Below are 20940 nucleotides of genomic sequence, written 5' to 3'. Positions count from 1 at the left end.
GGCAAACGAATTAATAGGTAAGGGCCTTTGGAAAGGAGTCATCAGATTGAATGAAGATTAATCATGAAAACGTCGTTCAGGAACTGAAACGGCAAAATGAAGATGCGTTGCATTTTGTGATTGACCAGTACGGCGGACTCATTAAAAGCATTGTGGCGCAGCACTTATACCAATTCCGACATGTCCAGGACGAATGCATTGATGACGTCCTGCTCGCCGCCTGGAATCACATCGGTTCTTTTAATGAAAAAACAAACTCTTTGAAGAATTGGCTGGCGGCCATTTCAAAGTACAAAGCGATCGATTATAAAAGGAAATATCTGAAGCTGGCCGAAAAACAACACGCACCGGATTATAACTTGGAGAGCAATCAAGCGGATGATAGGCAAGTCCTGAAGAAGGAATTGAGCTTGGAAACAGAAGCACTACTAGATCAGCTGACACCGGAAGACCGAAAACTTTTTGTCGATTACTACATCGACGGGAAAGATACTGCCAGCCTGGCAAACGAACTGAACGTGGAAAAATCGGCCATTCACAACCGATTATCGAGAGGCCGGAAAAAGCTGAAAGGCTTGAGACGGATTTTTGGAGAACAGTAAAGTGAAAATGAGGTGACAAAATGAAAGACGTTTATCAATTATTGAACGAAGTTGATGTGGACTTGGAAGAATACGACATTCCAGAATTGACCGGCTTCGAAAAAAAGAAAATGAAAAAAAGAATGAAAAAGAAGCTGCATAAACGACCGATAACCAGCCGTTCTACATTCGTGGCGATTACAGCCGCAGCGTTCATCCTGTTTTCAGTTGGTATCGGGACACAGTCCAACGCCTGGGCAAACATGCCGATTCTTGGCCCTTTGCTGGAACATTATCTCGGCACCGATGAAGACAACACATTCGAAAGTTATAAAACAGTTGTGGGACACACAGCAAAAAGTGATCAAGGCAATATAACATTAAATGAAGTGATGATCGATGAAGGCCGGTTGTTAATCAACAGTTCCTTTCAGCCTCGGTCGGATAGCCAGCAGCTAGACGAACTGAACCCATTTCCGACCGTTTGGATCAACGGACAAGAGGTGTCAGCGAATGGTGGGGGAGATGTGGTGCAGCTAAATGACTCCACTTTTGCCTTATTCAGCTCCATGGATATTCAAGGACTGGATCTGAGTCAAGCCATGGAAATCAAAATCGCTTATGGCGATGTCGGAAGAGATTCACTGATAAAAGGTGACTGGACCTTCGAATTCATGGCTTCCGGCGAAGCATTGCTTGCGGAAAGTAAAATCATTCCCATTAACCGGGAATTTACATTGGCGAATGGACAGCGTGTCGAAGTAGCGGAACTGATTATGTCACCTGTTTCCAGTACTTTGAGGTATCACATTTACAGTACTAACGGTTTGGAATACGAGTTTGATGTCCGGTTCCGGGTAGAAGATGAGAACGGAAAGATTTATGAACCGACAGCAGAAAATACGTTAACAGAAGATGCTTATTTCCGCTTTGAAGTTCTGACAGAAGAAGTTTCATCGTTGAAAATCACGCCTTTCATTATTTCTGGAAAAGAAGGGGAGGAAAAGACCGATCTTCATAATCTGTTAGAAGAAGAGGCGTTTGAGGTGAACCTTAGGTAATCAAAAGAGAGCTTCAAAGAGCATTGCGGTAAATGGAACGGATAGTGAGGGAATAGCCCATCGCTGTTCGTTTTTTCGAGTACGTTAAACAATTTATTTCATGAAAAACAGTTTACATATGATACCTTATCGGAAGTTGCAGAAATAGAAAGCGAGAAATTAGGCTGATTAATACCTATTTTCTCTTTTTTTCTGTGAAAGTATACTTTTACTAACGATTTTCTATATACGTCGAATGCTTTGTCATGTCTATGTAAAGTTGAATAAATTGATTCTACTCAGCACAATAGGCTTTTAAAAGATGATATTGATTTGATGGTTTGTATTAAAAAGAATTTTCTGTATTTATTCATGTTATGATTAAAAAAGGATGTATTTCAATAAACTTACATTTTTCTACCCACTCAAAAAATAAAAAGTAAAATTTTTCAATTGGTTTGTAAAGATAAGTAATCATTTTATATTGAGGTGAGTTTGTTGGAAGTTTTAATCGCTTTTTCGATTGGTATTTTATTTTTAACTTATGGTATTTTTGATTTTTTTGTCCGATCTAAAACACCTAGAGTTATAAGATTTATCATTAGATTTATTATTATAGTAATTGGTGTAGGTTTTACTTTATACTCAGCAATTAGATTTATTGAATTAATAACTAATTGAGTTATCGATTTAAGGATTATGTTTTTCCACTCTTTTTACATTTTACATATGAGGGATTATCAGAAGTCTATAAACAATAAAAAATTTTATCTTAGGAATTTAAAATATTAATTAGAGGACGGAAGGTTTCAACAAACCTTCCATCCTCTATTTTTCTTAAAAAATTATGACGTCTTTTCTATATTACCCTATATCGTTTCGCTCTTTTAACCTCGTGAATCTTGCAATTCCAGTTTCAACAGGTTTTGGAGCACTGACTGCCTTTTCTTTTTTAGCCGGTACAGAAACCGGCTTTTTCTGTGTCAGTCCTTCGGCTATCGTATTGAAGCAGTAAATCAACAGCATGAAGACAAAGATCGGCGGCAGAATCATCCAGAATTGCTGGGTGACAAACGCCTCTCTGGAGATGGCAATCATTCCGGACAGCTCATAAATTTCTGGAATGAGTCGCCCGGGACCGTCCTGACTTGCTGCACCTCCCACGAAGATCGACAAGATGCCCAAATGTACAAACATCTGGAGCACCTGCACGACATGCTGTGTCCAGTTCAGCACAAGCTTTTGCCACAACTGTGGATTGATGTGCTTAACCAAAATCCAAATCAGGGAACCACCCATCAACACAGAGCTCTGCACATACTCTTTCTTCAGTATTTCGTTCATTTCGTTGCCGATCGAGCTCATCGTAATTGGCAGCACAATGAGTGACATGATCAATATTTGAATAGCGAGACGTTCAGGTAAGGTGGTGGTCCAATCTCCATGATTAATGAGGACGGGCACGAGTAAAATAAAGACCAGCAGGCTTAAGGGCAGGAAATGCATCCCATCGGCAATCGAGGTCACGGCTTTTCTGATTCTATTGTTTAAATAGAAGACATAGATGAAGCCGAATACATAACCTGCAGCGATGCGGACCGTAGCAATGATGAATGTGATGGCAATGGTGTATTTGATGCCCACCAGCAATTGCTGAGAAATCGAATAACCATAAGGATCCGTTCCGAATGGAAGTTCGGAGGAAGGCGGATGTGGGGCACTGCTCAACATGCTGCCATCATCTGCATATAAGTATTGCGTTTGGCCGACCTGGTCATCGAAAAAGAGAAAGTAGAAGAGACTGATGAAGAACAGTCCTAAAACGATCAAGGATGGAATCGTGATTTTCAAACGTGAAAGGAAAACCGATCGCAACTTCGGAAAAATTTTCGTCGTCTCTTTTCTCTCTCTCGTGAAGATGGAGGAAATGAGCGAACGCAACTGGGTGACATCCAGTAAATGCAAACTGAACTTCCCAAAAACAGCATTCCGTTCGATACGTTCTTTATTGATCATCAGTTCCACGAATGCGTAAAAAAGAAAGAACGGCGTGAAAACCGTCACAAGGATAAATGTGATTCCTTTCGGCGTGAAATCATTTCTCAGGTAATAAAGGATGCCCTCGATTCCAAACAGATGCTCGATGATGAGCAACGAAGAGATGGTGAGCCACACAATGGATTTCGACTGGAAGAACAAGCTTTTCAGTACATTGGAGGTGCAATGCTTCAGTAAAACCTCGGTATTTCCCAACCCTTTGCCTTTCGCAAGATCAACGTAAGGCTGCTTCCATTCGGCTTCAAAAAGCAGGACGAACAATTTGAAGAACAGCAGCGTCGGAAGAACCGACAAACAAAGGATCGGTGCCACATAAACCAACTCGCCACCCAGGCTGTAGAAGTCGAGGACCAGGTAACCGGTTATTGCATAGATTTGGACGACCGCAATTTGAATCAGGAATATGTATGAAAAATCCGGGAACGACTCCATCACTTTTGAAGATTGCAGGATGAGTGATTTTACCCGTCCTTTTGATAGCATGACCAACATGGCTAATCCAAACGACAGCAAGAGTGCCAGGAGTAATGCAGCAATCAAAATTGGCATGGAATAAAGATAAGGACCGGTTAAATAGTGTGAAAAGGATACATCAACCATATCGAACGTACTAGGAACACGGTAATTGAGCTGCCACTCGGCAGGGCGCAGCAAGGCAGTCAGTACTTGCCAGCATGTCTGGAAAAACAAGCGGATGTCGAACAATTGACCGGGCGAAAAGAGAACGGGAGCGCAGCTTATCAACAGTATTCCGAGTAAGCCGAGTAAATATTTTAACGGGATGAGGACAACATTTTTCAAGCAAACCCCTCCTTTCGGTGAGTGGATTTTGAATAACTGCCGTTACCCAATGAAATACTCCCTGTAAAAAACGAGCGTCATAACGAGTGCAAAAACAAAATAAGTGAGAGAACCGAAAAAAACAAAAGAGGTACGTGCCGCCTTATTTTTGAACGGCATCCGAATACCGGTTTCGCCGCGCGTTTCCATGTCTGATTGACGGGTATACGGGCTGGTTCCACCTGTAAAGCTATGGGCCAACCCTGCGCAGACGACTCCGAAGGGAATGGATACGTCCACAAAATTCAGGTTGAACAGGGTCGAAATCAGCCAATTTCCAATCCCGAGAATCAGTAGTGTCAAAATAAAAATGATTGGCTTCTTCATTGGTTTTTTCTCCTGTCATTCAAATACTTTTTAAAAAATGGGAAGAAACTTTTATTAAGTGAACAACAATTATAAAATCGTTCTTAAATACTGTACGGTTTATAATACTGAAAGTTTCAATTATTTGGAAATATTATAAAATTGCAACATTTTAGACGGAAGAATTAAGGGGATTTCTTTAGTAAGAAACGAATGCAATTGGGCTATAGATTGTTATATTTTATATAGCAATCTTATAAAAAAGTTAGGTTAATATATTAAATAACAATATAATGGAGGCATGATTATGTGGTTCATGCTAGGACTTATCGCAATAACAGCAACAAAGGTTATCGATTGGCGATGGCCATGGGATTATCATTTACAGCCTTAACGGTTGTTGCAGATTACAGCATGGTGTCCGATTGGGTAAAGGCGGAAGATTGGTCTGCTTTATTGGATGTCGTGCCGACGATGGAAGCAGCGTTATGGGTAGTGACGATACTCTCAATTTCATTGAATATAACGCTTCTACTTTTAGACCTGAAAGTAAAGAAATAGTTATGGAAAGCAGTTTTAGAAATTGATGCTTTTTATCTTTTAAAGCGACAATTCAGGAAGGTTTTTCAGGTATTATTAAGGAAAAGAATCAAAAAAGGGGGAGCGGGAAATGAAGTCCCAAGCATCGCCGTTTATCGTTGCAATTGCCAGTGTTTCGGGAGGGGGAAAAACCACAGCAGTCGCCGGTTTAACACACGTATTGCCAAACACCAAAGCACTCTACTTTGATCAATACGATTGCGTGGGACCGGAAGATATCATGGACTGGCTGGATAAGGGAGCCGATATCAATGAATGGAACCTTCTTCCGTTTATGTCCGATTTGGGCCGGTTGCTGGCTGAATCGCTCAACTATATCATCCTGGATTTTCCTTTCGCTGATCAGCATGCACAGTCCAGCCCTTATATAGATTTCACAGTTTTCATCGATACACCCCTCGATTTGGCTTTGGCACGCAGATTGATGAGAGACTCTTCTGATGCCGGATCGGATGAGATATTGGGGGACATCAAGTATTATGCTGACAGGGGGAGAGTGGCATACCTCCATATGCTCGAGACAATCAGACCAAATTCCGATTTGGTAGTAGACGGTACTCACTCCATAACGGAGGTTGTGCATTCCATTGCAGAATCCATAAGGAACATTCAAAAACCCTATTCATAACTGGAGGTTGAAACAGTGATACTGCATACAGAACTAAAAGGGGGCGGCGAAGCAATCGTTTTTCTTCACACCGGCTTTCAGACAGCTGCCACCGATTTTATTCAACAACAGAACACGTTCATGAATGGTTATCGCATAATTTCTCCAGATCTAAGAGGTCACGGGAAGTCTGCAACCGTGGATATCAGCAATTTTTTTGAGGACTCAGCAGACGATCTGGCAGAGACATTGGAAGGTTTAGGCATTCAAAAAACCCATATCGTCGGCGCATCCCTGGGCGCATTGGCGGCACTATCTTTCGCCAAGCGCTACCCGGACAAATTGAAAAGTTTGACCATTTCCGGGGTAACGAAGGGCATGCCCGAAAATTGGCTGGAAATGCATCAGGAAGATGTGAAAATGCAGGCGGAATTAATGAACAACGAAGAAGCCTTAATGTATTTTAATGACCTGCATGGACCGGGGTGGACTCGTTTCATCGAGATGGGCAGAAGCGAAGATTGGTACCCGTTTCACGAGACAGGTGATTTATCCGGTATATCCGCACCCATCCTGGTCATCGCAGGCGAAACCAGCCCCCATGAAGTGAAGAGCCTGATGGATTATCGGGCGGAATTCAACAATGTTCATATTGCCACCATTCCGTTTGCTGCACACCTGGTCCATGCAGAACAGCCGGAATTGTATTCGAAAGTATTGGAACTTTTTTTGAAAAACCTGTGAGTGCCAGAAAATTTTCCGCAAGAAACGGAGTTGATTCATATGAAAGCAGTCTTTATTGACCGCGACGGAACAATCGGCGGCGATGGCTCTGGCATTCATCCCTCTGAATTCACGATGTTTGAGTTTGCGCCAGCCGCCATCAAACTGCTGAATGATACCGGCGTGAAAGTGCTGCTGTTCACCAACCAGTCGAGGGTGGGCAAAGGGTATTTCACCGAAAGGGAATTGCTTGAAGGTTTTCAGCGGATGGAGGCCGAATTAGAGCAGCATTCAGCCTTTCTGGACGGCATCTATTATTGTCCGCATAAACCGGAAGACCAGTGCGCTTGCCGAAAACCGAAGACGGGAATGCTGGAACGGGCGAAAGCGGAACATCAGCTCGATCTTGCAGAGTGTTATGTAGTGGGGGACACCGGCGGCTCTGACATGTTGGCGGCGCACCGGGCCGGAGCCCGGCTGGTGTTGGTGACAACCGGCCGGGGGGAAAGTTCCCTTGGGGAATATAAACACCTCTGGCCCGATATCGAACCGGAGCATATTGCAGCGAATGTGCTGGAGGCGGCCCAATGGATCAGGGACGATTTGACAAAAGGAGGGAAGTTATGTACATCCGAAATTCAGCAAAAGCGGTGATTTTAAAAGACGCCAAGTTATTGTTGACAAAAAACCTGGACAAGGAAGGAATCTTCTACATTTTCCCCGGCGGTGGCCAGGACCACGGCGAGGCATTGACCGATACCGTCCAAAGGGAATGCCTTGAAGAAATGGGGGCCACTGTTGACGTGGGGCAATTGTTGCATATCCGGGAATACATAGGCAAAAACCATGAGCACACAGCAGTTGATTCCGCCATGCACCAAATCGAATATTATTTCTTATGTGAATTGCTGCAAGAAGAAAGCGGATTTGCCGTACCGACGAACCCGGATGTCCATCAACTGGGAATTGAATGGGTGGCAGTCGACCAGTTGCCAACCTGTCGGATCTACCCGAAAGCCATTGTTCCTTTTATGCAGGATCTCATTGACGACAAGCGCGGAGCGGTTTATTTGGGCGATGTGAATTAAAGCGAGCAGAACCAGTTGGGATGAAAGAAAAAAAAGCCGGTATTCCACTTGGAATGCCGGCTTTTGCATTGGTGGCTCGATTCTTTTCGTCATGGCTTCCCTGCAGAGGATGCGAACGCCCCAGCTTTCATGAAAATGATTTTCTGACCAGCCGGGTAGGCGCTGCAACACAATAGGGACATTCACGATAGTTTTTTTCCGTAACGAGACGCTTCACATAGGCAGGGCAATTCGTGAATTCCCGGTATGTTACAGGGGTGGTGATAAATCCACAGGAATCTCCCGCAAATTTCTGGGAGTGGATGCTTTTTCTCAGGTGATCGATAAAATACTTCATACATTACACTCCTCTTGAGTCTCTGAAGCGGCGGAAGCAATAGAATCTTTCCACGGGCTCCAGGCCCTATTATTTAAACGGTGGATACAATGTAAACAAAAGGAGGCAGATGAACGAGTAAATTTTCTTCCGGGACAGTTAGTATGGTTTTTGATAACTCCACAATACCCAGTTTGTTGGACAAAGTAAAGATAAAAGTGTATTTTTTTGATTAATTAATAAATTTTTTTATTTTTAAGGAACCTCTGGGTTCTGCCTACCGGGGGTTATCTCGCAGGATTCGTCTTAAAAGCTGCTCGGCTTATGGAGCGGGTTGAGAAATACCATCCGGCAGCCCGGTAGTTTAAAAATGGTCCCGCAAGGAAAAAGATAGTAGACGAGGTGAATGTTATGTGGGAATTTGCGTTTATCACATTATATGCTTTGATAATGGCGCTTGTTATAGAGATTGGCGTACTGCTTTTCCGAATGACAGGACTCAACAAAGAGATTGCCCGCTATCAGGTTATTTCCATGTTGACGGGTACAGGGTTTACCACAAAGGAATCGGCATTGATCATCGATCACCCCATCCGGAGACGCATCAGCAGCGGAATGATCCTATTCGGCTACTTTTCCCTGGCGGTAATCATTTCCTCGATTGCCACCTTGCTCTCCAACGATCTTCGAATAGAATTGCTCATTGTTATCATTGTGCTCTTATTATTTTTCATATTGCTGTTTCGGAACAAAATCATCTACGGTACACTGGAAAGACGATTTGAACACGAAATGGATACCGAATACAATCTGGAAGATTGGCCGATGAAAACAGCGTTGGCACTCCATGAGGAAGAAATGGTGGCCATCATCGAAATCAAGCCCGATTCCAAATATGTCGGCTCAAAGGGCAAAGCTTTGGTGGAAGAAAACCTCGATATCGTCTTATTGATCATCCGGAGAGGCGATGAAATCCTGCGGTTTGATCTTTTCGAAGTGCAACTGCAGGCAGGGGACAAAGTGATGGTAATCGGAAAAGAAGACGTCATCAAAGAAAGATACGAGGGCTTGCTGTCGGAAGATGAAACGTAATTGCACAGGAGAGAGCTGCAATCCGGATAAGTGGGTTGCAGCTTTTTTTGCGATTTCATCCAACTGACAGGGTTCTGTGTCTTTCAATAGACACAAAAGTATTTTTAATAATCTGATAATAAGTGATAAAGTTAATACAAAGCAGAATAGGAAAGGAATGGATGACCATGGCCGAAGCTGCAAAAACCGTAATAATTGAAATTGAACGAAAGAACAACCCTCAGGAGAAATCGTATTGGGAGAAATTCGAACTGCCATATCGCATGAACATGAATGTCATTTCTGCCCTGATGGAGGTTAGGCGCAATCCGATTAATATGGAAGGGGAAAAAACAACACCGGTTGCGTGGGATATGAATTGCCTTGAAGAAGTATGCGGTGCCTGTTCAATGGTCATCAACGGCAAAGCGCGCCAGTCATGTACTGCCTTGGTCGATCAGTTGGAACAGCCAATCCGCCTTCAGCCAATGAAAACTTTTCCGGTGGTCCGGGACCTTGTGGTGGATCGCAGCACCATGTTCAATACCTTAAAAAAACTGAAAGCCTGGATCCCGATAGATGGCACGCACGATTTAGGCGAAGGGCCCCGCATGCCTGAGCGGAAAAGGCAGTGGGCTTATGAATTGTCCAAGTGCATGACTTGTGGTGTCTGCCTTGAAGTCTGCCCGAATGTCAACGACAAATCCGATTTCATCGGTGCAGCTCCGATATCACAGGTGCGTTTGATGAATGCTCACCCCACAGGAGCCATGAACCGGGACGAACGCTTGAATCTGCTGATGGGCCCGGGGGGAATTCAGCGCTGCGGAATGGCTCAAAATTGTGTGGAATCCTGTCCGAAGGGAATCCCTTTAACAACTTCCATTTCAGCCATGAACAGGGAAACAACTGTCCAGATGTTCCGGAACTTCTTCGGAAGCGACCGAATGGTGAATTAGTAATATGGATGTTTTATGGCGATGGACAATAAACCTGAAGACAAATGGTGACTGTGGTGAAAGAACAGCTTTTTTACAGGTAGGGCATTAGCCCTTGAAGACACCTCAGAACCAGCAAAGCCGAACAAAGAATAAATGAAAATATTAAGGTTAGCCATACATGACTGGTTAACCTTTTTTGTAACCGGACAACACAGAACACAACAATTTTGTATTTAATGTCAGAAGCAAAGAGAAAGCTTTTCGCTTTATGCAAAGCCGTCCGTCACAAAGAAACTGGTGCACTTCCTGCGACTACCCAATCAGTCATCTGGGTATAGGATGCTATATGCAGTAAGGAAGGAGAGACTGAAATCGGACGGACATGTTTCAATTTTTTAAGTGGCCGAATTAATATGATACCCTTAGGATCGTGGATTCTGTGGCTGCTTTTCCTGTCTGCAGCCGGAAATCTCGTTTACCGGTTGTTTAGAAAGCAGCAGCGAAAAGGCAAAAGGAAAGCCAAATATATGTCTGCATATAAAAATCAGAAAATCGAACGATTGTCGCATGATCAATTAAAGAGAATGGAACATGGCTCATTTGAATTTTTTTCAGAAGAAACTGCAGAATTTCAGGACCTCATCCTGGAGAACCTGAAAAATGAAACCGCACCGCTCACCTTTAATAACAGCCTGGATATCTTTACGGATGGAAACAGGAAATTTGACGCATTGCTGGCAGATATCAGATCAGCGGAAAATCACGTGCATCTGCAGTATTACATTTTTAAAAATGATGAAATAGGAAGAAGACTGATTGATCTGCTCATAGAAAAAGCACTGGAAGGCGTCAAAGTCCTGATCCTGTATGATGACGTCGGTTCAAAGAAACTTCCGAAGGAGGCTTTTGAAGGACTTTTCAAGGCAGGAGGGAAAGCGGTTGCGCTTCTTCCTTCTAAACTATTGAAAAGCAATCCCCGCATCTATTATCGTTATCACAGGAAAATTGTTGTTATTGACGGACACATCAGCTATATCGGCGGCTTTAATGTAGGGAATGAATATGTCGGCAAAAGCGCCGAATTCGGCTATTGGCGTGACACTCATCTGAGAATTCAAGGGAATGCCGTTCATTCCCTTCAACATCGTTTCCTGCTCGATTGGAACAGAGCTTCCAAAAAACACAGTGTGAAATATGACGATGCATACTTTCCTTCATCCATACCAGTGGATGGCATAGCAATGCAGACCATATCCAGTGGGCCCGATAGTTCATTTGAACAAATCAAAAACGGATTTTTGAAAATGATTGACCTTGCCAAGTCGTCGATTCTAATACAGACACCCTATATCATTCCGGACGACGCTTTTTTAGAAGCACTCCGCAAAGCTGCTTTCAGGGGAGTGGATGTGAGGGTGATGATCCCGATTAAATCTGACCATCCATTCGTGGATGCTGCCAGCCTTTCATTTACAAGGGAATTGATGGCTGCAGGGATAATTATTTATCAATACAGTAATGGATTTTTACATGCTAAAACCATCATTGTTGACAGCAAAGTGTTTTCTGTCGGATCAGCCAATATGGATATTCGCAGCTTTTCACTGAATTACGAGGCAAATGTTTTCGTCTACGACCGTGAAATGGCCAAAAAAATGGTCGGCATATTCCTTGCTGATGCTGAATTATCGAAAATGTTAACAATCGAAGCTTTTCGGAACCGTTCCTTAATTGATCACATTAAGGAACGAGTGGCCCGCCTGATGGCACCGATATTGTAGCCGACGGAGAAGAACCTGCAGTTTTTTGGTAACCGGCTAAGCCTTGCATTAACACTGCCGGAAATACAGAGTTTACAAAATGAAAAAGGAAGTAAGTGAACATTTTGAGAGGAGTGAAGGGATGTTCGAACAAAAAGCAGGAGCATACGTCATTGATTTCTTGAAGCAATGGAAAATCGACCATATCTACGGAATGCCGGGAGACTCCATCAATGAATTTATGGAGGAGTTGCGGAAAGAGGAGGCCATCCGCTTTATCCAGATTCGCCATGAGGAAACGGGGGCACTGGCCGCGGCGGCTCATGCCAAGCTGACGGGTCAAATCGGTGTCTGCATGTCGATTGCCGGTCCCGGAGCGGTTCATCTGCAGAACGGACTCTATGATGCGAAAAAAGACAAAGTGCCGGTGCTGGCGATTGTTGGTCAGGTGAGCAGCGAACTGGTCGGCACGGATCACTTCCAGGAACTGAAACTGGAATCAATGTTTGAGCAGGTCGCGGTTTACAATCGGCGGGTGCAGACTGCCGAGCAGCTGCCGGATATGTTGAATCAGGCAATTCGGACAGCGTATGCGGCAAACGGTCCGGCCGTGCTGATTGTTTCAGACGATTTGTTCAGCACGAAGATCAAATATGAAAAACCAATGACTTCAGCTGCGTATTCTCAACCGAAAATCAGAGCGGCGGCGGAAGACCTGAAAAAAGCGGCAGAATTGATTGAAACTGCGAAAAAACCGGTCATTTTAGCAGGCAAAGGGGCAAAAGGTGCAGTTCCGGAAGTGTTGATGTTTGCTGAAGAGATCAAAGCGCCGGTTATCGCTTCATTTCCTGCCAAAGGTTTGATCCCCGACGTACACCCGAATAATATGGGGCATCTGGGACAATTGGGGACCAAACCTGCCAAGGAAGTGATGCAGGAAGCGGATCTTCTGATACTGGCGGGCACGTCCTATCCGTATCGGGAGTATTTGCCGAAGGACGCACCGGCTATTCAGATTGACATCGACCCGGCAGTCATCGGCAAATATTATCCGGCAACGGTTGGGATTGCCAGTGAACTGGAACCGGTCATGGCCTGGTTGATTGAAAATGTCGAACCAAAAGCGGATGATTTCCTGGAGAGTTACCAGAAAAAGCGGGACAAGTGGGACGAGACATTGCAACAGGAGATGGCGAAAGAGACGGAACAGCTGCAGCCGCAGCAACTAATGGCTGAAGTCCAGAATATTTTGGAACCGGGAGCGGTCGTGTCGCTCGATGTCGGAAGCGTGACATTGTGGTCAGCGCGTTACTTGCAGCTTATAGATCAAAAAATGATTGTGTCCGCGTGGATTGCGACGATGGGCTGTGGTTTGCCTGGTGCAATAGCCGGGAAACTGGCGTATCCGGAAAAACAGGTGATTGCCTTGGTCGGCGATGGCGGGTTCTCGATGGGCATGCAGGATTTTGTAACAGCAGTCAAATACGATTTGCCGATAAGAATAGTGATTCTGAACAACCAAAAAATACAGTTGATCGAAACCGAACAGAAGGAAATGGGCAACAAACCGACAAATATTGGGCTGGCAAATATAGATTTTGCCGCATTTGCTGAAGCTTGCGGTGGCAACGGATTTACAGCCAGAAACCGGCAGGAGCTAAAAGATGCGCTGCAAATGGCGAGAGCCAGCAAAAAAGCTGTGGTAATCGATGCGTATGTGGAAGATATCGAATTTGAGACATTGTAAAGCAGAAACGGAAGATTCTAACGTAATTAAGCAGTATAAGATAAAAAATGCTCTGATGCAGAATTTCAGTATGCAAACATCAATGAGGATTTAAAAGTGACCGGATAAAGTTAGGTAAAAAAATAAAAACGAAGTTGCTGATATAGCTGTCGGCAATTTCGTTTTTATTTTGAGGAAGCTGTAAAATTGATTTGCGATCGAAACAACTTCAAATGCTGTGAAAGAAGAATTTCTGATTGGATCAGCTGAAATATCATTTAGTAGCAGTTTGCCTAAAAACCAGCCGATTTCATTGAAAAACAGCTTTTGTCTCAATATCATGAGTATACTTTAGTATTGATACGCAACTTCCTATAATTTATATTATGTCTACTCAAATATGTTTTGAGAAGTTTCCGAAGTCAGTCCTCTTCTTTCTGCTTCTATTGCACCCTCAGCCCGATCCAGTCACCAACAATAAATAAAAGCAGGAAAACCGCATCCAGCCGGCTTTCCTGCTTTATTTGATCCTCTTACATCCGTCCAATGCAAAATTGATAGATTGCTGCGGTTGCCAGACAATCACCAAGTGCATCGTGCGCATTATGTTCCAGCTCAAGGTATGCCGAGAGCGTTGTCAGCTTGTGGTTCGGTGTCTCTGGTATCGCTTTACGCGCCAGTTTTACGGTATCAATCACGGTATACTCCGGTATCGGCGTTATTTCCTCCAGTGCATACAGGAATCCCATATCAAACGGTGCATTATGTGCAATGAGCGGCAATCCGCCGATAAACTGGATCAGTTCATGTGCCACGTCCTCAATGACAGGAGCATCACGCACATCGGCATTCGTGATGCCGGTGATCCGCGTAATCGTGCTGGAGATGTGCTGCTCGGGGTTGATCGTGACATACATCGTATCTTTGTGCATATGGCCGATGTATTTGACGGCACCAATTTGGATGATTTTATCGCTGCCGGCACGCAGTCCGGTTGTCTCAAAATCCAACACGACATAATCGTCGACCCGTTTCAGGTTCGATTTGTATTTTTTCGGCTTGGCCGGCGTTTTACGGGTCCAGGATGGGCGCGTTTCGCGCATCTTTTGCTCCAGGATTTCCCGTGGGTTCGGTCGTTCCATGGTATCACTCCTTCTCACTCAGGCAGTTCTCTGCGCGAGCATATTAGACTACTATAGATTGCTGGTACGTTTGATATCGCGGATGGCCTGAATGGACAGTCTAACCAATAATACTACACTCAGAAACAATCCTGTATAGGAAGCTATATTTAAATATACCGCATACGCCGTATCGATAAACTGGGCGATGGCCAATAAGGCCGACGACACCAGCCCAAACGTGATTCCTGTCATCAACAGCACGAACCGCGAAAACAATTGCGTCACAAACATCGAGTTGTGCTTGTCTGAAAAAACATCATGATGCAGAATCACTTTGCCGGATTCGATGCGCTGCACCAGCCGGTCAAAACGTTTTGGCACTTTCGCAAGCTCAGGCAGCCATAAGGCAAGCTCCTCTTCAATTTTCTCTTTCGTTGCCGAAGGTTCGGTGAACGGTTTGAATAGATAGGATGCTTTGTATTTTTTGGCAAAGGATTTCGATTCTTTGAACATATCGAACCCCGGATCCATTGTGTGGATCGTCGCATCCAATACTATCAGCGCGCGAAGCGCCGTGCTCACCGGTGAATAGAATTTCAGGTCGAAATCACGCACGATGTCGAACATCGAATGGATCAGTTCACGCGTCGGTATTTTATCAATATAGGAGATGCGCAGCAGAATCTGGCTGATGGCATATTCAATTCTTTTCCGTTCAATGGACTTTGTGTCTTGTACCAAGGCGATCATGGCATCGGTAATGACCCCAACATCACTTTGCTGGATGCCGATGACAAAGTGGTTCAAGGCTTCCTGCTGTTCTTCTGACAGCCTGCCGACTGCACCAAAATCGAGAATTATCGGTTTTCCGTCCATTTTATCGATAAAGATGTTGCCGGGATGCGGATCGGCATGGAAGATGCCGTGGAAAAACATCTGTTCCAGGTAGGAAAACAGCACCGTCCGCGCAAATTCATTGCGGTCCACCTGTAACATATCGAATAATTGCTTCCCTTTGGCGATGCTTTTGCCGTCCAGGTATTCCAGGACTATCAATTTACTATTGCTGTACTCGGTATACACTTTCGGAATTTTGATGTCATAATCACTTTTTTCTATAATATTGGCCAATTGGATTGTATTCCGGATTTCGATATTAAAATCCACTTCTTCTCGCATATTGTTGGCAAAACCGATGGCGAGGTCACGGATGCCAATATTGTTGATCCACACTGATTTTTTTGAAAGCCATTCCACAAAATCGACCAGCAGATTCAAATCATCCTGCATAATCCGTTGAATATCCGGGCGCAGCAATTTCACAACTACATCGTCACCATTTTTTAAAAGGGCTTTGTGGACCTGTCCGATGGAACCGGCAGCGAGGGGATCCATATCCACTTCAGCAAAAACATCTTCGATGCGGTAAGGCAGTTTTTCGTTCAATAAATCGTGTACTTGCTGACTCGTCAGCGGTTTAACATTTTGCTGGAGTGAACCGAGTTCCTGGATAAAAGCGGGAGGAAACAATTCACTGTGGGTCGACAGCATCTGCCCGAATTTTACGAAGATCCCCCCACTCTCCTCCAACGTTACGCGGAAAGCCCTCGCCAGTTCACGGTCATTTTCCCCTCGGTGGCGCGCGTAATCCAGCGCCTGGGAAAATCCATTCCGTACTGAGATCTCCAGAATGCGGCTGAGCCGTCTTTGTTCCCTGAGGCGGGTTCGCCACCGGATCAGGCGGAGCCCCCGGCCTGTCTTGCGCTCTCCGAGTTCACCAAGTTCTACAGGGTCGAACAATTCGAAGAACAGATACAACAGCATCGAAATCAGCAGCATACTGCCAATCCAGAGAATAGCCGTTTCATCCTGTACAATCTGGACGGTATCAAAATCCGTATAATCCGTAAAACGGAGATAGGAATACCAGTAGAGAAATGTTGTAAGGGCGACGCCCACCGACACCGATAGGATTCGCTTCTGGAAATTGATCCTGGGTCCCATCAATCGCCCGCTGATATAATAGATGATGAAGACAATAACCAATAATTCCAGAACGAACTTCAAAACCCCCACTGCAGCCACTTCCTCCCGGATTATCAGAATAGAATGTCAATACCTTTTCGTTCAGTATAGCAAAAATGCAACACGATCTTCGAATAAAGAAAAAAATCCCCAGGAAAGGAGATTTTTCTGCACAAACACGTACGCTTCAAAATAAAGGCTCATCAAGAATGGAACGGATTAGATGCACTGTGTCCCATTCCTTTTCGGAAAATCGGATAATGGGATAGTTGCCAGGCAATAATGTGTCGGCTATTTGCTGAGCAGATTCGCCCCCGGCTGCCAGTGCGGTTGCCTTTACTGAAATTGCCTCCAAATAACGCAATTTTTGTTCCAGGAGCTCCCTGCCATTTTCAAGGTAACCCGCATGGCTGCAATAGATGGCGGTAAACTCGTTATCGAGCAGCAAACGGATGGAGCTCATGATTTTCGGAACCGATTCCGTTTTCATGCTGACTTTTGTCCTCGCAGCAACGTAAAGGTCTCCCGTGAAAAGGAGTTTCCTCTCTTCATTATATAAAGCAATATGATCGTCCGTATGTCCCGGGGTGTGGAGTATGCGCCATTTCAGATTCCTGGACTGGATGGCGGCACTTACTGGCTGCGGCGAAAACGCTTCCCTTCCGCCCCACGTGATTCTGCGGTAGTTCGGATAATCACCAGCGCCGAGGCACTCTGACAGTCCCTGGGGATGAATGAAAATCGGCTTAGCAAGATTGTTTTGTATCCACGCGGCATTTCCTGTGTGATCTTCATGGTTGTGCGTCAGCACAAGCTGATCAAAGTCGTTTTCCTGAAAAAGCGACAGCAGTTCTTCCCGCAGCTTTTCGGGACCGCTGTCAATCAGCAGACCATCAACCATATAAAGAAAAACTTTCTGTCCGATGGTTTCAATCAGGCCTTCGGCGCACAGCACACCATTCCGTTCGTACATCTTAAGCATAGAACACTCAAACCCTTCTCTTGGAGTCATCACACAAGTAAATCTTTTTCCTGTCCATGCGCCCCAGTAGGTTATAAGGCCGAACTTCCCAGGTTTCATAAAGCACACACTCTTCTGCACGCATCGCATCCAGCGTTCGGCTTTGCATATGCGGCCGCGTGATATAGTCGCCTATATTTTCTTCGGTCAGATTGATGAATCTGGCGTCAAATATCTCTTCAGGCTGCATGAAGATTTCACTGTCACGGCATTGTGCCCGAAAAATGACAGACAGAATCTCACTGCTCGCATTGTAATAGACACCGGTGATGCCGTGCACATGGATCTCAACCCCGGTTTCTTCAAACACTTCACGCCGGACGGCCTCATCAAGCGCCTCGCCGCGTTCCACCTGCCCCCCGGGCGGCTCCCACGTGTCTTTGCGCCCATGCGCTTTGACCAGCAAGGCTTCCCCTTTCTCATTTGTTATGTACGCGGACACTGCGACAATGTGTTTCGGGTAATCTGCTGCCATTTTTATTGCCTCCCGGGTTTTTTAATTTCTTATTGCGTTTTTTGATTTTTTTAATAATTCCTTTTGTAGTTAGTTACATATACTTAGTTTTTCTTTAATAATTTTCGATTATTAACACCATTCGCAGCATCAAAGTCTTGTGGCCTTCCAGATCGTCTTCAAATTCCGAAACGAAATCGAAGCCCCTGGCTTCATAGAACCTTACACCGGTCCGGTTTTCTTTTTCCACATTTATAAAAACCTTTTTGGCGGACGTTGCCATTGTGATGCCCTTGTTCAGTAAAGCGCTGCCTATCCCGTTCCCCTGGTGCTCCGGCAACAAGTAAATCGCGCCCAGTTCCATCTCTCCCGCTTCTTTGACCAGCGAAAAATTGGCAAATCCGACGATTCGGTCCTGGCTTTCCGCCACATAAAGCGAAGAGACGTTCAGGCGGCGAATCATCATTTCCTTGCTGTACGCGGAATTTAAAAACCGTTCCTGAACAGCAAACGGAATGATTCCTTCATACGTATCGTTCCAACTCATCTTTGCGACATGCTGCACCTGTTCGATATCTTTCTCTTCCATTGCACGAGTCTTATATTCCAATTTTCTCTCTCCTCATCATATCTTTCCCATCATAATGAATAAACTATTAAATAAGTTAAGTGCCCAAATATTTCCCAGTAATTTGCTGCTTGTGATTGATACTTGCCAAAAACTCCGGATTATTCACTATCGATTTGATGCGCTCGGTTTGATAATGTTATAGCAAGAATGCTTTTAGTTCTTTCGACTTCTTGTTGGCTAGTTTGGAATTTAGTGTTTAATCTTTATGTAATTTACTACATATACTAGTTTATTTTACATTATCAACCCGTTTTTAATAAAATTTCTCCTAATTATCCGGCTTCCTCGCATACGCCTCCAATTCGGCCTGCACGTTCACCAGATCTTTCCTTCTGGATACCACCGTTGTTTTCTCCGGATATCTTTCCAATTTCAATAAAAATTCCGGTTTCATCGTTATTTCGAAATATTTATTCCACCGATGCATCTTCCCCAGCATGGACCACTCCGTTTTGTAATCGGCTTTTTCGATACCCCAAACTTGTTTGAAATGGCGGGAGATTATTCGCATTGACCGGATGAAGAAAGGCGGATCGAGAAAGATAACATGGCTGGCCTCCTCAATGACAGGATCCGTCCAACCGATATGTACGCCTTCAATCAGCCAGCCTTTTTCAGCGAGGACCCCCTCCAGCAATTCGTCTCGCCGTTCTTCGCTGTTGCGGATATCGCCGCCGGGATTCCGTTGCCACACAAGATTATCTGTTGTGGTATGCGGAATCTCCAGTTTTTGCGCCAGTTTCCTGCCGAGCGTCGTCTTGCCACTGCCTACCGACCCGATAATATGGATTTTCATCTGTCCCCTCCTGCCGGCGTTCATTGGTCCGTCTCATGAATATTCAATCAATTAAAGTATACTCCTTTGTCTCAGTAAAATAATCGCTCTCTTGAAAATAAGCAAAAAAATAACAGGAGCGCTTTTGGCTCCTGTGGGCTCCTATAATTTCATGGCTTCCGTCTCGACACGATCCAAAAATTTGTGAACAGTCTTTAAATTGCTGCTGTGGCTGGCCAGTTTCATTATGGCCTGTCCGACAAAATTGCGTCCCTGGCTGCACCCCGCGTAAGTGAATTGCGTCTGGTTTTCATCAATTTTGTACAATGTAAAACATAAATCGATTTCAACAGCCCTGCCGGGAACAAAGTAAATCTGCTTGTATTTTTTGTCGGGTAGATCTTCATAGGCAAGCGTTTCCACCACATACTTCTGTATCCGCCATCCTTCTTTAGAACTTTGCATGTGTTTGGCGCCGGCTTCCTGCTCATTTTTTTCAATAAGCTCATGCTTTTGGACCTGCGGCATGATTTTCCGGATATTGCGGTCGGCAAACAACGACCACACCTGATCAATATTCTGGCTGATGATCCTTGACTCTTCCCATTCAATCATGCGGTTCCACCCTTTCCGGCGTCTGACATGCTTTGCTTCCCTCCAGTTTTTTTCTCTTTTCAACTGGAAACCATACTGAGATCTTTAGTTACTATGAAGTATATCGTTTATGCACACAAAACAAAAGAAAGCCTGTTTTTCCAGGCTTTCCGGGATTTTCTTATTCGGCTCAAATTTTTCCGGCTGTCATTTCCACCCGCTGCACAAAGTCACGCACCGTTTCCTGGCGTCTTTTCCTGCTGCCGGCCATCATCATGGCTTTGCCTGTAAGGGTCATCCCTTTCTGCGTCCCTTGATAGGTGAAGAGAGTCTGGCCATCGGGTTTTTTATCCAGCGTAAAAACATAGTCAATCTGAAACATGCCGTTCATTGAAAAACGGGTATGGCGGGTTTTGCGGTTCGGACTGTCTTCGAAGAGGATGGTTTCCACGATATATGTCTGCAACTGACTGCCCTCCATATAGCTTTGGGCATGTTTGGCACCCGTTTCATCATTTTCGTTTTCAATCAGGACATGGTCTTCCAATTTCGGGTAGAGAATTTTGGCGTTGTCATCGGAAAACAGCCGCCAAACCTGCTCAATCGGTTGCTTGATAATTATTTCTTCTTTCCATTTCACCAAATTAATGCCCCCCTTG

At 44.6% G+C, this 20940-nt stretch carries 21 protein-coding genes and 1 pseudogene; 11 read left to right on the top strand and 11 right to left on the bottom strand.

Annotated features, from left to right (window positions below; genetic code table 11):
- Positions 1 to 50: 50 nt before the first annotated feature.
- Together DIJ65_RS07470 and DIJ65_RS07465 are read left to right on the top strand one after the other, a co-directional pair.
- Positions 51 to 602, top strand: a complete 552-nt coding sequence (locus tag DIJ65_RS07470) for a sigma-70 family RNA polymerase sigma factor (RefSeq protein WP_117300474.1) — start codon at positions 51 to 53, stop codon at positions 600 to 602.
- 20 nt (positions 603 to 622) lie between these two features.
- Complete coding sequence (locus tag DIJ65_RS07465) at positions 623 to 1642, top strand: DUF4179 domain-containing protein (protein ID WP_117300476.1); 1020 nt, start codon at positions 623 to 625, stop codon at positions 1640 to 1642.
- An 843-nt stretch (positions 1643 to 2485) separates the two neighbouring features.
- Here DIJ65_RS07465 and DIJ65_RS07460 read toward each other — a convergent pair.
- Positions 2486 to 4480 carry a hypothetical protein gene (locus DIJ65_RS07460; RefSeq protein WP_185959521.1) on the bottom strand — a complete coding sequence of 665 codons (1995 nt, stop codon included), beginning with the start codon at positions 4478 to 4480 and terminating at the stop codon, positions 2486 to 2488.
- A gap of 42 nt (positions 4481 to 4522) precedes the next feature.
- Complete coding sequence (locus tag DIJ65_RS07455) at positions 4523 to 4846, bottom strand: hypothetical protein (RefSeq protein WP_117300478.1); 324 nt, start codon at positions 4844 to 4846, stop codon at positions 4523 to 4525.
- A 286-nt stretch (positions 4847 to 5132) separates the two neighbouring features.
- On the opposite strand from DIJ65_RS07455, the pseudogene DIJ65_RS07450 reads away from it, so the two are divergent.
- The 5 genes and pseudogenes from DIJ65_RS07450 (at position 5133) to DIJ65_RS07430 (ending at position 7843) form a co-directional block, all read left to right on the top strand.
- Positions 5133 to 5386: pseudogene (locus DIJ65_RS07450) on the top strand (hypothetical protein).
- A gap of 109 nt (positions 5387 to 5495) precedes the next feature.
- Complete coding sequence (locus DIJ65_RS07445) at positions 5496 to 6053, top strand: nucleoside/nucleotide kinase family protein (protein WP_117300480.1); 558 nt, start codon at positions 5496 to 5498, stop codon at positions 6051 to 6053.
- Between the two features lie 15 nt (positions 6054 to 6068).
- On the top strand, positions 6069 to 6776 hold the full coding sequence (locus DIJ65_RS07440) for an alpha/beta fold hydrolase (protein WP_117300482.1): 708 nt from the start codon (positions 6069 to 6071) through the stop codon (positions 6774 to 6776).
- A 39-nt stretch (positions 6777 to 6815) separates the two neighbouring features.
- Complete coding sequence (locus DIJ65_RS07435; RefSeq protein ID WP_117300484.1) at positions 6816 to 7409, top strand: D-glycero-alpha-D-manno-heptose-1,7-bisphosphate 7-phosphatase; 594 nt, start codon at positions 6816 to 6818, stop codon at positions 7407 to 7409.
- Complete coding sequence (locus tag DIJ65_RS07430; RefSeq protein ID WP_117300486.1) at positions 7379 to 7843, top strand: NUDIX domain-containing protein; 465 nt, start codon at positions 7379 to 7381, stop codon at positions 7841 to 7843. Before DIJ65_RS07435 ends, DIJ65_RS07430 begins: the two co-directional genes overlap by 31 nt.
- Before the next feature lie 127 nt (positions 7844 to 7970).
- On the opposite strand, the gene DIJ65_RS07425 is transcribed toward DIJ65_RS07430, so the two are convergent.
- Positions 7971 to 8180 carry a hypothetical protein gene (locus DIJ65_RS07425; RefSeq protein ID WP_117300488.1) on the bottom strand — a complete coding sequence of 70 codons (210 nt, stop codon included), beginning with the start codon at positions 8178 to 8180 and terminating at the stop codon, positions 7971 to 7973.
- Between the two features lie 390 nt (positions 8181 to 8570).
- On the opposite strand from DIJ65_RS07425, the gene DIJ65_RS07420 reads away from it, so the two are divergent.
- The 4 genes from DIJ65_RS07420 (at position 8571) to DIJ65_RS07405 (ending at position 13678) form a co-directional block, all read left to right on the top strand.
- Positions 8571 to 9251: a TrkA C-terminal domain-containing protein gene (locus tag DIJ65_RS07420; protein ID WP_117300490.1), complete on the top strand. Its 681-nt coding sequence runs from the start codon at positions 8571 to 8573 to the stop codon at positions 9249 to 9251.
- 167 nt (positions 9252 to 9418) lie between these two features.
- On the top strand, positions 9419 to 10189 hold the full coding sequence (sdhB, locus tag DIJ65_RS07415; protein ID WP_117300639.1) for a succinate dehydrogenase iron-sulfur subunit: 771 nt from the start codon (positions 9419 to 9421) through the stop codon (positions 10187 to 10189).
- Positions 10190 to 10584: 395 nt separating this feature from the next.
- Positions 10585 to 11952: a cardiolipin synthase gene (gene cls / locus DIJ65_RS07410; protein WP_117300492.1), complete on the top strand. Its 1368-nt coding sequence runs from the start codon at positions 10585 to 10587 to the stop codon at positions 11950 to 11952.
- 121 nt (positions 11953 to 12073) lie between these two features.
- Complete coding sequence (locus DIJ65_RS07405) at positions 12074 to 13678, top strand: pyruvate oxidase (protein ID WP_117300494.1); 1605 nt, start codon at positions 12074 to 12076, stop codon at positions 13676 to 13678.
- Between the two features lie 512 nt (positions 13679 to 14190).
- Here the strand turns inward: DIJ65_RS07405 and DIJ65_RS07400 are convergent.
- The 8 genes from DIJ65_RS07400 to DIJ65_RS07365 form a co-directional block, all read right to left on the bottom strand.
- Positions 14191 to 14799: a 3'-5' exonuclease gene (locus DIJ65_RS07400; protein ID WP_117300498.1), complete on the bottom strand. Its 609-nt coding sequence runs from the start codon at positions 14797 to 14799 to the stop codon at positions 14191 to 14193.
- 51 nt (positions 14800 to 14850) lie between these two features.
- A complete protein-coding gene (locus tag DIJ65_RS07395; RefSeq protein ID WP_230321302.1) occupies positions 14851 to 16857 on the bottom strand; it encodes an ABC1 kinase family protein in 2007 nt (668 codons plus the stop codon).
- Between the two features lie 136 nt (positions 16858 to 16993).
- Positions 16994 to 17788, bottom strand: a complete 795-nt coding sequence (locus DIJ65_RS07390; RefSeq protein ID WP_185959520.1) for an MBL fold metallo-hydrolase — start codon at positions 17786 to 17788, stop codon at positions 16994 to 16996.
- 7 nt (positions 17789 to 17795) lie between these two features.
- Positions 17796 to 18302, bottom strand: a complete 507-nt coding sequence (locus DIJ65_RS07385) for an NUDIX domain-containing protein (protein WP_117300502.1) — start codon at positions 18300 to 18302, stop codon at positions 17796 to 17798.
- A 94-nt stretch (positions 18303 to 18396) separates the two neighbouring features.
- The gene (locus DIJ65_RS07380; protein WP_117300504.1) at positions 18397 to 18891 is read right to left on the bottom strand and encodes a GNAT family N-acetyltransferase; all 495 of its coding nucleotides are present in this window, start codon (positions 18889 to 18891) and stop codon (positions 18397 to 18399) included.
- 289 nt (positions 18892 to 19180) lie between these two features.
- Positions 19181 to 19708, bottom strand: coding sequence for a shikimate kinase (locus tag DIJ65_RS07375; RefSeq protein WP_185959519.1), 528 nt, complete (start codon positions 19706 to 19708; stop codon positions 19181 to 19183).
- Between the two features lie 141 nt (positions 19709 to 19849).
- Positions 19850 to 20302, bottom strand: coding sequence for an SRPBCC family protein (locus DIJ65_RS07370; RefSeq protein ID WP_117300508.1), 453 nt, complete (start codon positions 20300 to 20302; stop codon positions 19850 to 19852).
- Positions 20303 to 20471: 169 nt separating this feature from the next.
- Positions 20472 to 20921 (bottom strand): SRPBCC family protein, encoded by a 450-nt coding sequence (locus DIJ65_RS07365; RefSeq protein WP_230321306.1) that lies wholly within the window; start codon positions 20919 to 20921, stop codon positions 20472 to 20474.
- Positions 20922 to 20940: the final 19 nt, after the last annotated feature.

This window comes from Planococcus salinarum (assembly GCF_007004625.1).
Classification (GTDB): Bacteria; Bacillota; Bacilli; order Bacillales_A; family Planococcaceae; genus Planococcus; species Planococcus salinarum.
This window is presented reverse-complemented; position numbering and strand designations above follow the sequence as displayed.